Genomic DNA, 13706 nt, shown 5'->3' with positions numbered 1-13706 from the left:
TTCAGAGGAACATCCCACCCGAAACCTCCAGCCGTTGCCCGTTGATCCAGCCGTTGCCATCTTCCAGCAACAGCGCAATCGCTGCCCCGATATCATCCGGCAAGCCCACCCGCCCCAGCGCCGTGTTGCCGGCAATGTATTCATTAACCTGTCGGTTATCCCGCACCACGCCGCCGCCAAAATCGGTCTCGATCGCCCCCGGCGCCAGAATGTTCACACGAATCCCACGTGCTCCCAGTTCCTTGGCCTGATAGCGGGTCAGCACCTCCATCGCCCCCTTCATCGCGGCATAGGCGGCATACCCCGGTAGCGCAAAGCGCGCCAGGCCAGTGGAAATGTTGACGATGCGGCCATTGTCGACCAGCAACGGCAGCAGGCGCTGGGTAAGGAAGAACGGACCCTTCAGCTGGATGTTCAGCAACTGGTCGAACTGTGCCTCGCTGGTTTCGGTGTATGGCACGTTCAAGCCGATCCCGGCATTGTTCACCAGAAAGTCGAAGCGCTCGCGGCCGAAGTGTTGCTGCAGGGTTGCGCCGAGGCATTCGGCGAAACCGGCAAAGCTGGCGCTGTCGCTGACGTCCAGTTGCAGCATGATGGCCTTGACCCCGGCCTGCTCCAGCCGGGCGGCGACGGCATGGGCTTCCTCCGCCTTGCTGTGGTAAGTGCCGATGACATCGATGCCGCGTGCGGCCAGGTGTTCTGCGGTGTTGCGGCCCAGGCCGCGGCTGGCGCCAGTGATCAGGGCAATCTTGCGGGTCATGGTGAAAACCTCATGGTGAGCTGATGAGCACAGGTTATTGGTCGGTGTGGTGCTGTTAAATCCAGCGAATATGGAAATACTGTTCGGTAAAACCGGATAGACGAGGGCTGAATTGAACAAGCTGGAGTTGTTGCGCACCTTTGTTCGGGTCTGCGAGGTCAGCAGTTTCACCTTGGCTGCCGAGAGCTTGGGGCTGCCCCGTTCGACTGTGTCGGAGCAGGTCAGGGCGCTCGAGCGTTTGCTGGGTACGCAGCTGTTCAACCGCACCACCCGCCGGGTACAGGCGACCCAGGATGGCGTCTTGCTGTACGAGCGCAGCAAGGACCTGCTGTCGGGCATGGACGAAATCGAGGGTTTGTTCCGCGCCGACGATGCCGAGCTGGCCGGGCGCCTGCGCGTCGATTTGCCGACAATGATGGCCCGCCGGGTCATCATCCCGGCGTTGCCGCAGTTTCTGCAGCGCTTCCCGCGCCTGGAGGTGGAGCTCAGTTGTACCGACCGCCAGGTCGACCTGCTGCGTGAAGGCTTCGATTGCGTGATGCGCATTGGTGCCCTGCATGACCTGGATGTGGTGGCGCGCCCGGTCGGCCAACTGAGCATGCGCAACTGTGCCAGCCCTGCCTACCTTGCACGCTACGGCGTGCCGCGCACGCTGCAGGACCTGGCCGAGCATCACTTGGTGCATTACGTGCGCACTCTGGGGGGGCGTAGTGCCGGTTTCGAATTTCTGCAGGACGGTGAACTGCATTTCCAGGCCATGGCCGGCGTGGTCACAGTGAACAATGCCGAGGCCTACTCGGCGGCCTGCCTGGCCGGGTTGGGGCTGATCCAGGTGCCGGCGGTGGGCGTGGCCGAGCACCTGCAGCGCGGTGAGCTGGTTTCGGTACTGGAAAGCTGGCAGGCCCCGGCCATGCCCGTGTCACTGTTGTATGCCCGGCAGCGGCATGTGCCACGCCGGGTGCAGGCCTTCATGCAATGGTTGGGCGAGGTGCTGCATTCACAGGTTGACGGTGGTTGCTGATCGATGAAAACCGTGGCGCCTGTGTGATGGCTTGCGTTAGGCTGCCAGTCACGAGTTGTCCGGTAGAGGCAACCCTTTCCCGCCTGGCGTGCGTATCTTCCGATTTCATTGCGAGGTTACGTCATGGCCATCACTTCACAGGACATCTGCAACGCTGCCGACCAGCTCAAGGGCTTCGTCGGTTTTCATGGCAAGCGCGGCGTGCATATCGTGCGTTTTTCCGAAGACTCTTTCGGCATGGACGTGGCCGATGCCAGCATCACGCCCTGCAGCGAGTTTGTCTGGCGGCCCGAGCAAGGGCAGCGCATGGCTCTTTGCCGCGAACGGCTGGCGCTGTTGCTGGAGCAGCATGTGGATGACCGTTTGAACATGGGTGAACCGCTGCGCACCTACCTGCGCCGGCGCGACCTGCCGGAAATCGTGGCTGAACGCAGCTTGCAGCGGGACTCCGCTCTGTAATAGCGGAGTAACTGCCTCGCTCGAATACCGAAAACCTGCACCATCACTGTGGGAGCGGGTTCACCCGCGAACACCGGCGAAGCCGGTGCCATATACCGCGTTGCATTCTTCGCGGGTGAACCCGCTCCCACAGGGGGTGTGCAAGTATCAAACCTGCACTAGACAGTTACCTCCACGCGCTACAGGTAGGGCGCCGAGCGCTGGGATGCCTGCTGCATCAACGCCTCGAGCCCCGCACTGTCCAGCGGTCGGCTCAAGTAATAGCCCTGCACTTCATGGCAACGGTCCTTCTGCAGTGCCCTGAGCTGCTGCTCGCTTTCCACTCCTTCGGCCGTCACCGTCAGCCCCATCGCTTCGCCCAGGTTGATGATGGCCTGGACCACGGCGCGGTCGCTGCCAGCGGTGTTGTTCAGCCCGCCGATGAAGCGTTTGTCGATCTTGATGCTGTCGAACGGGTAGGTGCGCAAGTAGCCCAGCGACGAGTAGCCGGTGCCGAAGTCGTCCATGTTCAGGCGAACGCCCAGCTCTTTGAGCGACAGCATTGTGCCCAGTGCGCCTTCGATGTCATTGAGCATCACGTTCTCGGTAATTTCCAGCTCCAGGCGCTGTGCGGGGAAAGCGGTTTCCAGCAGGATCTCGCGTACATCCGCCACCACATCGCTGCGCTGGAACTGCGCAGGTGACAGGTTCACGGAGACCAGAACATCGGCGGGCCAGTCATGGGCAGTGCGGCAGGCTTCGCGCAACACCCAGCGGCCCAGCGCGACAATGATGTCACTCTGTTCGGCCAAGGGGATGAAGGTGTCCGGCCCCAGCAACCCTTCCTGCGGATGCTGCCAGCGCAGCAAGGCCTCGACTGCGACGATGCGCAGGTCGCTGAGGCGGTAGCGCGGCTGGTAGTGCAGCTCGAATTCCTGGTTGCGCAGGGCTCGCCGCATGTCGTTCTCCAGTTGGCGGCGGTACTGGATCTGCTGGTTCATTTCGGCAGCGAAATAGCGCCAGGTGCTCTTGCCGTCGGCCTTGGCCTGGTACAGGGCGATATCGGCGCAGCGGATCAGCTCGCCGGCATCGAAGCCCTGGGTACGGGTCTGGGCGACTCCGATGCTGGCGCCAACATGGAGGGTCTGGCTATCGAAGGCGATCGGTTGCTGCAGCAGGCTGATCAGGCGCGCACAGAAACGGTCGATCTCGCTGCGGTTGTCCATGCCGCTGAGCACCAGGAGGAACTCGTCGCCGCCCAAACGCGCGACCAGGTCGCCGTCGCGGGTAGTGTCGCGCAGGCGGTTCGCTACCTCCTGCAGCACCGCGTCACCGGCGGCATGGCCGAGAGAGTCGTTGATCGGCTTGAAGTTGTCCAGGTCCAGCAGCAGCAAGGTCAGTGGTGGCGAGTCGCTCCCACGTAACAGCGCCTGTTCCAGGTGGCGGGCTAGCTTGTTGCGGTTGGCCAGGCCGGTCAGCGGGTCGTGCAGCGACAGGTGCTGGATGCGTGCATGGGCATCGACTTCGTCGGTGATGTCACTGGCGGTGCCACGAAAACCGACGGGCTTGTCGTCGTACCAGATGGCGCGGGCCGAAATGCGGCAGTAGCGGTTCTGGCCATTCTGGTCGCGGTAGGTGCAGCGCAGGTTGGCCAGCTGTTGCGGGTCGGCCGCGGCCAGGGCATCCAGCCACGGCGAGAGCGGCGTGGTATCGCAGGCCAGCAACTGATTGAGCGGGTGGCCGAGCCAGTCGCCCACAGGGTAACCGGTAACGTTGACAAAACGTTGTGACAGATAGGTGAGGCGTTGCTGCCGATCGGTTTCCCAGATCCAGTCGGATGCCGACTCAGCCACCGCGCGAAAACGCTGTTCGCTGGCCTCCAGGGCCTGGTTGCTCTGCTGAAGATGGGCGAGCGTGAGGTCGATCGCGCGCGAACTGCGCAAGGCATGACGGAACAGCTAGAGCATGACCAGGCCAAGTATCAGCAAGGCTCCCGACAGCGGGGGCAACACAGCACGCAGCAACTGGTGCCCTGGCAGCGGGCTGCTCCAGGACAGGTGGTAGCCGGTATCGCCGAGGTCGATGCGCAGGTGGCCGTGCTCGCCCACATCATTTTTCTCCACGTGCATACCGCTCAGGCCGGCACCGCTGCTCAGTTGCGCCAGCTTGTCCTCGGTGAGCTGGTCGACAAACAGCATTACCGGCGCCTGGCTGACCTCGCTCTCGGTGACATCCCGGTCCGGGCGCACCGCCGCAGCACTGAGCACGGCCGGCCAACCGTTGAACAGGACGAAACGGGTGATCTGTTCACGGGGGATGGCCGCTGCCCGGGCCTGGTCGATGATTGGCTGCAGCGCTGCATCGATATAGGTATTGGCCGCCGCCTGGGTAGGCTGGCCTCTGAACAAGGCGTAGGTGGTGCGTGCGTCCTCCACCACGAACACTCCCTCATAGCCGCTGGCGCTGTACAGCGACTCGCCCACGTTCTTTTCTTCGTAGGCCCATTTCCAGTCGGCCTGCCCCGCCAGGTGTTCGAAGGCAGCATCCCATACGGCGTAGCTGGACAGGAATTGGCGCGATGCGAGCAACCGTTGCTCCAGCGCCTTGGATGCCTGCGAGGCGCTGCGCTGGCGCTCCTGATGGTCAAGAGTACCCGCGATATTGAACAGGGCGCCGACGATGACCAGGCAAGCCAGGCCGAAAACTGCGCTGAAGCCGGCAATCAAGCGACGCACCTGGAAGCGCGGGGTGGGGCTGGCGGTTGGAAGGTTGGCGGTCCTGGCCATGCGCGAGCGGCTCCTTCAGACAGCCTCCCGCCAGTTAGTCAGGAAGGAGGTTCAATCAGGATAGGCCAGCCTGAGCGTTGCAGCGTCGCTGCGGGCAAAATTGACCTGGTCGCGCCCGGCATGCTTGGCGGTATACAGCGCTTTGTCCGCCTGCTCGAGCCAGTGCTCGGGTGACTCCAGGTCGGCCTCGAATGCCGAAAGGCCGATGCTCAGGCTGATGCGCAGGTGCGGCAACTGCGGGTTGCGGTAGCTGGCGACCCGCTCGCGCAGGCGCTCCATGGCCAGGCACGCTTCGGCTTCGCTGGTATCCGGCAAGATCACGCAGAATTCGTCACCGCCGTAGCGCCCGGCCTGGTCGCCTTCGCGCAGGCTGTGCCGCAGCTCGGCGCCGAGTTGGCGCAGCACACAGTCGCCGACAACGTGACCGAACGTGTCGTTGATGGTCTTGAAGTGGTCGATGTCGATCAGGGCAATCACCGCGTGCCCCTTTTGCTGCTGGCAGGCCTGGAACTTCAGCAGCAGCAGGTCTTTCCAGGCACCGTGGTTGAGCAGGCCGGTCAGGCTGTCGGTGAGGCTCAGTGTACTCAGTCGGCGCTTGTGGTCGGCCAGCTTGATCGCCAGCTGGTAGCAGACCCAGCCCAGCGCCAGTGGGTAGAGCGTCAGCATCGGCAGGCAGGCATAGACCTGCAGGGGCGTGGCGTTCAGTTGCAGGCCAGGGCCCAGCAACAATATGGCGACGAGCATGCCGCCCAACTGGGCCAGCATCCCGCGAACGACCATGCGTTTGCCGCCGGCGGCGACGTTGTTCATGGTCATCATCGAAAGCACGGTCACACTGGGCAATGGATTGAAATGCATGGCGGCGGTCCAGAACCCACCCATCAAGGAGTCCAGAACCAGGTTGCGCTGTTCTGCCTGGTAGGGCGTGGCCGAACGGGCTGCCCACAGGTAGGCCACATGTGGCCACAAGAGGCCATTGAACAGTACCAGCAGCCATGCCCAGGTGGGCGGTGACAGCGGCGCCATGGCGGCCATGACACTGAACAGGCCGATTCCCAGGCCGATGACCCGCGGCAGGTAGATGCGTTTGGCGAATGAAAGTCCTTTGCCGCTGCGTTTATCCATCTTGATCATCGTTCTTCCGCTGAAGCACCGTTTATCGCATAACTTGCATGAATATTGTTGAACAGTGTTTCATCGACGAAAAATGACCTTACAAGCCAATTCATGGTTGATCCGATCACTGTGGGGTAGCATGAAGGCTTTCCTGTTGCTCGGAGTGTTGCTGATGGTCCCTTTGGCCAACCCCGCCGGCGAGCCGGCGCCACAGCGGGAAGGGCGTTTTCACAACCAGGCGTCGTTGCCACAGGATGGCGTATTGAAGAAGCTGCGCATCGGGCTCAAGTACCTGTTCCTGCGCAAACCGCCGCAAACCCGGCCGGCCACACCGGTCAGTCTCCAGCCCATGACCCGCCAGCAGGTGCTCGATGCGCCCGACCGAAGCCTTTGGCGCCTGGGCCATTCCACGGTATTGCTCAAGCTGCGTGGGCGCTTCTTTATTACCGACCCGGTATTCGCCGAGCGTGCCTCGCCAGTGCAGTGGGCCGGCCCGCTGCGTTTCCATGCGCCACCCTTGGCATTGGACCAATTGCCGCCATTGGCTGCGGTGGTACTGTCCCACGATCACTTCGATCATCTGGACGAACAGGCGATTCGCCAACTTGCACCGCGAACAAGTGTGTTCCTGGCCCCACTGGGCGTAGGCAACTTGCTGATTACCTGGGGCGTGGCACCGGCAAAGGTGCGGCAGCTGGACTGGTGGCAGGAAAGCGAGGTCGAGGGCGTACGCTTTGTCGCCACCCCGGCTCAGCACTTTTCCGGGCGTGGGCTGCTGGACAGCAACCGGACCTTGTGGGCGTCGTGGGTGATCGTCGACGAGGATGTGCGGGTATTCTTCAGTGGCGATACCGGCTACTTCGATGGGTTCAAGCAGATTGGCGAGCGCTTCGGGCCGTTCGACCTGACCTTGATCGAGACCGGGGCCTACAACGTCGCCTGGCCCGATGTGCACATGCAGCCGGAGCAGAGTCTGCAGGCCCATCTGGATTTACGCGGGCGTTGGCTGTTACCGATTCACAACGGCACTTTCGACCTGTCCAACCATGGTTGGCAGGAACCGTTCGAACGCATCCTGGCGCTGGCCAACCAGGCACAAGTGCGCCTGAGCACCCCGCAGATGGGGGAGCGGGTCAGCCTTGACTCTCCGCACGCCGGGCAGAACTGGTGGCAGCCACGGCCTGTGCGTCAGCGCGGCCAGGCAAACGAGCGCGTTGTAGCGGCACGCTGAGGTTCATTTGTTGCCGTTGTTGCGGCGCGGGGAGGGTGGCTGGTCCTCGTTCAGTAGCCGTGAGGGCGGTTTGCCGCTGTCGCTGCGCACCTGTGCATGGCTGATCAATCCGAAGATGAAACTGCCGCCGATGATGTTGCCCGCCAGTGTCGGCAGGGCGAACTCCAGCCAGAAACTGCTCCAGGTTTCATCGCCGGCCCAGACCAGATAGGACACCTCGACCGAGCCGACCACTATATGGGTGAAGTCGCCCAGGGCCATCAGATAGGTGATCATCAGGATGATCCAGATCTTGGCATGTTCCATCGACGGGATCATCCAGACCATGGTGGCGATCATCCACCCCGATACGATGCCTTTGGCGAACATCTGGCTGACATCGTTTTTCATGACCTTGCGGCCAACCTCCAGGAAGGCCACGTCGGTCTTGCTGTCGAAGATCGGCAGCTCCAGCATTACCCAGGCCACCAGCAAGGTGCCGGCGAGGTTGCCAAGCAGTACCACGCTCCAAAGGCGCAGCAGGCGCCCGAAGTTGGCCAGGGTGGGGGCCGTCATTACCGGCAACACGGCGGTCAGGGTGTTTTCGGTGAACAACTGCTGACGCGCCAGTATCACTGCAAGGAAGCCTGCGCTATAGCCGATGCTGGCGATAACCTGGGCACTGTCCCCCTCCGGCAGGCGTGCGTAGAACAGCCCCATGGCCATGAGCGACAACCCCATGGACAAGCCTGCGGCCAGAGCCGACCACCACAGTGCGGCGAGTGTTCGTTCCAGTTCCTGGTCGCCCTGGTAACGAATGATCTCGTGCAGCACTGCCGCGCGGGGCGGTTGGTTAAGGCTGACTTCCTGCTCCTCGTTCGCCGACAGGCCCGGGGTTTTCTCGCTTTGCGCATCGCTCATGGCCGCTACGCTCCGTTGGGTGGTGTTTCTCTACAGATTCGCGGCGCTTTCATTAGTTGCCGACGAAGGTAAAACGCTGGCAGAAAGTTTTTTCAGATCAAGGTGTTGACTCTGATCTCAAAGCGCGTATTATTCGCCTCCTCGCAGCGTTGAACGCTTCGAGGCAAGCGGTAAGTTGTTGAAGTTGAAGGGTTTCGAAAGAAATCGGTTGTAAAAAACTTCAAAATAAACGCTTGACAGCAAATGAGGGAAGCGTAGAATGCGCGCCTCGGTTGAGACGAGGCGCTCTTAACCAAACGCTCTTTAACAAATCGAATCAAGCAATTCGTGTGGGTGCTTGTGAGTACGGACTGATAGTCACAAAGATTATCAGCATCACAAGTGGCCATGCGAGAAATCACATAGTCATTTGAGATTGCTGAGCCAAGTTTAGGGTTTCTTAAAAACCCAAGCAGTATTGAACTGAAGAGTTTGATCATGGCTCAGATTGAACGCTGGCGGCAGGCCTAACACATGCAAGTCGAGCGGATGACGGGAGCTTGCTCCTTGATTCAGCGGCGGACGGGTGAGTAATGCCTAGGAATCTGCCTGGTAGTGGGGGGCAACGTTTCGAAAGGAACGCTAATACCGCATACGTCCTACGGGAGAAAGCAGGGGACCTTCGGGCCTTGCGCTATCAGATGAGCCTAGGTCGGATTAGCTAGTTGGTGAGGTAATGGCTCACCAAGGCGACGATCCGTAACTGGTCTGAGAGGATGATCAGTCACACTGGAACTGAGACACGGTCCAGACTCCTACGGGAGGCAGCAGTGGGGAATATTGGACAATGGGCGAAAGCCTGATCCAGCCATGCCGCGTGTGTGAAGAAGGTCTTCGGATTGTAAAGCACTTTAAGTTGGGAGGAAGGGCAGTAAGTTAATACCTTGCTGTTTTGACGTTACCGACAGAATAAGCACCGGCTAACTCTGTGCCAGCAGCCGCGGTAATACAGAGGGTGCAAGCGTTAATCGGAATTACTGGGCGTAAAGCGCGCGTAGGTGGTTCGTTAAGTTAGATGTGAAAGCCCCGGGCTCAACCTGGGAACTGCATCCAAAACTGGCGAGCTAGAGTACGGTAGAGGGTGGTGGAATTTCCTGTGTAGCGGTGAAATGCGTAGATATAGGAAGGAACACCAGTGGCGAAGGCGACCACCTGGACTGATACTGACACTGAGGTGCGAAAGCGTGGGGAGCAAACAGGATTAGATACCCTGGTAGTCCACGCCGTAAACGATGTCAACTAGCCGTTGGAATCCTTGAGATTTTAGTGGCGCAGCTAACGCATTAAGTTGACCGCCTGGGGAGTACGGCCGCAAGGTTAAAACTCAAATGAATTGACGGGGGCCCGCACAAGCGGTGGAGCATGTGGTTTAATTCGAAGCAACGCGAAGAACCTTACCAGGCCTTGACATGCAGAGAACTTTCCAGAGATGGATTGGTGCCTTCGGGAACTCTGACACAGGTGCTGCATGGCTGTCGTCAGCTCGTGTCGTGAGATGTTGGGTTAAGTCCCGTAACGAGCGCAACCCTTGTCCTTAGTTACCAGCACGTTATGGTGGGCACTCTAAGGAGACTGCCGGTGACAAACCGGAGGAAGGTGGGGATGACGTCAAGTCATCATGGCCCTTACGGCCTGGGCTACACACGTGCTACAATGGTCGGTACAGAGGGTTGCCAAGCCGCGAGGTGGAGCTAATCTCACAAAACCGATCGTAGTCCGGATCGCAGTCTGCAACTCGACTGCGTGAAGTCGGAATCGCTAGTAATCGCGAATCAGAATGTCGCGGTGAATACGTTCCCGGGCCTTGTACACACCGCCCGTCACACCATGGGAGTGGGTTGCACCAGAAGTAGCTAGTCTAACCTTCGGGAGGACGGTTACCACGGTGTGATTCATGACTGGGGTGAAGTCGTAACAAGGTAGCCGTAGGGGAACCTGCGGCTGGATCACCTCCTTAATCGACGACATCAGCCTGCTGATGAGCTCCCACACGAATTGCTTGATTCATTGTAGAAGACGATGCTGTAACGCGACCCTGTTATAGGTCTGTAGCTCAGTTGGTTAGAGCGCACCCCTGATAAGGGTGAGGTCGGCAGTTCAAATCTGCCCAGACCTACCATTACATGGTTCAGCCGTAGAATACACGGGGCCATAGCTCAGCTGGGAGAGCGCCTGCCTTGCACGCAGGAGGTCAGCGGTTCGATCCCGCTTGGCTCCACCACTTTCGCCGTACGCAGTAACTTGTCAGAACTTAGAAATGAACATTCAGCTCGAATGTTGATTTCTGACTTTTGTCAGATCGTTCTTTAAAAATTCGGATATGTGATAGATATAGACTGATGACCAGTTTCACTGCTGGTTAATCAGGCTAAGGTAAAATTTGTGAGTTCTGCTCGAAAGAGCAACATGCGAATTTTCGGCGAATGTCGTCTTCACAGTATAACCAGATTGCTTGGGGTTATATGGTCAAGTGAAGAAGCGCATACGGTGGATGCCTTGGCAGTCAGAGGCGATGAAAGACGTGGTAGCCTGCGATAAGCTTTGGGGAGTCGGCAAACAGACTGTGATCCAGAGATCTCTGAATGGGGGAACCCACTCAGCATAAGCTGAGTATCTTGTACTGAATACATAGGTGCAAGAGGCGAACCAGGGGAACTGAAACATCTAAGTACCCTGAGGAAAAGAAATCAACCGAGATTCCCTTAGTAGTGGCGAGCGAACGGGGACCAGCCCTTAAGTTGATTTGAGATTAGTGGAACGCTCTGGAAAGTGCGGCCATAGTGGGTGATAGCCCCGTACACGAAAATCTCTTGTCAATGAAATCGAGTAGGACGGAGCACGAGAAACTTTGTCTGAATATGGGGGGACCATCCTCCAAGGCTAAATACTACTGACTGACCGATAGTGAACCAGTACCGTGAGGGAAAGGCGAAAAGAACCCCGGAGAGGGGAGTGAAATAGAACCTGAAACCGTATGCGTACAAGCAGTGGGAGCCTACTTTGTTAGGTGACTGCGTACCTTTTGTATAATGGGTCAGCGACTTATATTCAGTGGCGAGCTTAACCGAATAGGGGAGGCGTAGCGAAAGCGAGTCTTAATAGGGCGTTTAGTCGCTGGGTATAGACCCGAAACCGGGCGATCTATCCATGGGCAGGTTGAAGGTTAGGTAACACTGACTGGAGGACCGAACCGACTACCGTTGAAAAGTTAGCGGATGACCTGTGGATCGGAGTGAAAGGCTAATCAAGCTCGGAGATAGCTGGTTCTCCTCGAAAGCTATTTAGGTAGCGCCTCATGTATCACTCCAGGGGGTAGAGCACTGTTTCGGCTAGGGGGTCATCCCGACTTACCAAACCGATGCAAACTCCGAATACCTGGAAGTGCCGAGCATGGGAGACACACGGCGGGTGCTAACGTCCGTCGTGAAAAGGGAAACAACCCAGACCGTCAGCTAAGGTCCCAAAGTCATGGTTAAGTGGGAAACGATGTGGGAAGGCTTAGACAGCTAGGAGGTTGGCTTAGAAGCAGCCACCCTTTAAAGAAAGCGTAATAGCTCACTAGTCGAGTCGGCCTGCGCGGAAGATGTAACGGGGCTCAAACCATGCACCGAAGCTACGGGTGTCATCTTTGATGACGCGGTAGAGGAGCGTTCTGTAAGCCTGTGAAGGTGAGTTGAGAAGCTTGCTGGAGGTATCAGAAGTGCGAATGCTGACATGAGTAACGACAATGCGAGTGAAAAACTCGCACGCCGAAAGACCAAGGTTTCCTGCGCAACGTTAATCGACGCAGGGTTAGTCGGTCCCTAAGGCGAGGCTGAAAAGCGTAGTCGATGGAAAACAGGTTAATATTCCTGTACTTCCAGTTATTGCGATGGAGGGACGGAGAAGGTTAGGCCAGCCTGGCGTTGGTTGTCCAGGTTTAAGGTGGTAGGCTGAAATCTTAGGCAAATCCGGGATTTCAAGGCCGAGAGCTGATGACGAGTTGCCTTCAGGCGACGAAGTGGTTGATACCATGCTTCCAAGAAAAGCTCCTAAGCTTCAGATAACTGGGAACCGTACCCCAAACCGACACAGGTGGTTAGGTAGAGAATACCAAGGCGCTTGAGAGAACTCGGGTGAAGGAACTAGGCAAAATGGCACCGTAACTTCGGGAGAAGGTGCGCCGGCGAGGGTGAAGGACTTGCTCCGTAAGCCCATGCCGGTCGAAGATACCAGGCCGCTGCGACTGTTTATTAAAAACACAGCACTCTGCAAACACGAAAGTGGACGTATAGGGTGTGACGCCTGCCCGGTGCCGGAAGGTTAATTGATGGGGTTAGCGCAAGCGAAGCTCTTGATCGAAGCCCCGGTAAACGGCGGCCGTAACTATAACGGTCCTAAGGTAGCGAAATTCCTTGTCGGGTAAGTTCCGACCTGCACGAATGGCGTAACGATGGCGGCGCTGTCTCCACCCGAGACTCAGTGAAATTGAAATCGCTGTGAAGATGCAGTGTATCCGCGGCTAGACGGAAAGACCCCGTGAACCTTTACTATAGCTTTGCACTGGACTTTGAATTTGCTTGTGTAGGATAGGTGGGAGGCTTTGAAGTGGGGACGCCAGTTCTCATGGAGCCATCCTTGAAATACCACCCTGGCAACTTTGAGGTTCTAACTCAGGTCCGTTATCCGGATCGAGGACAGTGTATGGTGGGTAGTTTGACTGGGGCGGTCTCCTCCCAAAGAGTAACGGAGGAGTACGAAGGTGCGCTCAGACCGGTCGGAAATCGGTCGTAGAGTATAAAGGCAAAAGCGCGCTTGACTGCGAGACAAACACGTCGAGCAGGTACGAAAGTAGGTCTTAGTGATCCGGTGGTTCTGTATGGAAGGGCCATCGCTCAACGGATAAAAGGTACTCCGGGGATAACAGGCTGATACCGCCCAAGAGTTCATATCGACGGCGGTGTTTGGCACCTCGATGTCGGCTCATCACATCCTGGGGCTGAAGCCGGTCCCAAGGGTATGGCTGTTCGCCATTTAAAGTGGTACGCGAGCTGGGTTTAGAACGTCGTGAGACAGTTCGGTCCCTATCTGCCGTGGACGTTTGAGATTTGAGAGGGGCTGCTCCTAGTACGAGAGGACCGGAGTGGACGAACCTCTGGTGTTCCGGTTGTCACGCCAGTGGCATTGCCGGGTAGCTATGTTCGGAAGAGATAACCGCTGAAAGCATCTAAGCGGGAAACTTGCCTCAAGATGAGATCTCACTGGGATCTTGAATCCCCTAAAGGGCCGTCGAAGACTACGACGTTGATAGGTTGGGTGTGTAAGCGCTGTGAGGCGTTGAGCTAACCAATACTAATTGCCCGTGAGGCTTGACCATATAACACCCAAGCAATTTGCTAGCGCAGATTGCGGTGATGAAGACGAAACAACCGAAAG

6 protein-coding genes, 2 tRNA genes, 2 rRNA genes and 1 pseudogene are annotated in these 13706 nt (G+C 58.3%); 7 read left to right on the top strand and 4 right to left on the bottom strand.

The window, feature by feature from the left end:
• Nucleotide 1: 1 nt before the first annotated feature.
• A complete protein-coding gene (locus tag KDB76_RS22485; RefSeq protein ID WP_013973908.1) occupies nucleotides 2–760 on the bottom strand; it encodes an SDR family oxidoreductase in 759 nt (252 codons plus the stop codon).
• Nucleotides 761–872: 112 nt separating this feature from the next.
• Between KDB76_RS22485 and KDB76_RS22480 the strand changes: the two genes are divergently transcribed.
• Together KDB76_RS22480 and KDB76_RS22475 are read left to right on the top strand one after the other, a co-directional pair.
• Complete coding sequence (locus KDB76_RS22480) at nucleotides 873–1781, top strand: LysR family transcriptional regulator (protein ID WP_013973907.1); 909 nt, start codon at nucleotides 873–875, stop codon at nucleotides 1779–1781.
• 123 nt (nucleotides 1782–1904) lie between these two features.
• The gene (locus tag KDB76_RS22475) at nucleotides 1905–2240 is read left to right on the top strand and encodes a DUF2025 family protein (protein WP_024087636.1); all 336 of its coding nucleotides are present in this window, start codon (nucleotides 1905–1907) and stop codon (nucleotides 2238–2240) included.
• Nucleotides 2241–2419: 179 nt separating this feature from the next.
• On the opposite strand, the pseudogene KDB76_RS22470 reads toward KDB76_RS22475, so the two are convergent.
• A pseudogene (locus KDB76_RS22470) lies at nucleotides 2420–5005 on the bottom strand (EAL domain-containing protein).
• Nucleotides 5006–5056: 51 nt separating this feature from the next.
• Complete coding sequence (locus tag KDB76_RS22465; protein ID WP_024087634.1) at nucleotides 5057–6130, bottom strand: diguanylate cyclase; 1074 nt, start codon at nucleotides 6128–6130, stop codon at nucleotides 5057–5059.
• Between the two features lie 130 nt (nucleotides 6131–6260).
• Here KDB76_RS22465 and KDB76_RS22460 point away from each other — a divergent pair, with 130 nt between their 5' ends.
• Complete coding sequence (locus KDB76_RS22460; RefSeq protein WP_013973903.1) at nucleotides 6261–7352, top strand: MBL fold metallo-hydrolase; 1092 nt, start codon at nucleotides 6261–6263, stop codon at nucleotides 7350–7352.
• 3 nt (nucleotides 7353–7355) lie between these two features.
• Here the strand turns inward: KDB76_RS22460 and KDB76_RS22455 are convergent, their stop codons facing one another.
• On the bottom strand, nucleotides 7356–8252 hold the full coding sequence (locus tag KDB76_RS22455) for a formate/nitrite transporter family protein (protein ID WP_013973902.1): 897 nt from the start codon (nucleotides 8250–8252) through the stop codon (nucleotides 7356–7358).
• Nucleotides 8253–8711: 459 nt separating this feature from the next.
• Between KDB76_RS22455 and KDB76_RS22450 the strand changes: the two genes are divergently transcribed.
• The 4 genes from KDB76_RS22450 to KDB76_RS22435 all read left to right on the top strand — a co-directional run bounded on the left by KDB76_RS22450 (nucleotide 8712) and on the right by KDB76_RS22435 (nucleotide 13647).
• Nucleotides 8712–10248, top strand: a 16S ribosomal RNA gene (locus KDB76_RS22450).
• An 85-nt stretch (nucleotides 10249–10333) separates the two neighbouring features.
• A tRNA-Ile gene (locus KDB76_RS22445) sits at nucleotides 10334–10410 on the top strand.
• A gap of 26 nt (nucleotides 10411–10436) precedes the next feature.
• Nucleotides 10437–10512 (top strand) — tRNA-Ala (locus tag KDB76_RS22440).
• A gap of 243 nt (nucleotides 10513–10755) precedes the next feature.
• Nucleotides 10756–13647, top strand: a 23S ribosomal RNA gene (locus KDB76_RS22435).
• Together the 16S and 23S rRNA genes with 2 tRNA genes alongside form the textbook arrangement of a ribosomal RNA operon.
• Nucleotides 13648–13706 lie beyond the last annotated feature (59 nt).

The organism is Pseudomonas sp. JS425, assembly GCF_018223845.1.
Taxonomy (GTDB): Bacteria; Pseudomonadota; Gammaproteobacteria; order Pseudomonadales; family Pseudomonadaceae; genus Aquipseudomonas; species Aquipseudomonas asiatica.
The sequence above is the reverse complement of the archived record's forward strand: the minus strand, read 5'-3'. Positions and strand labels throughout refer to the sequence as shown.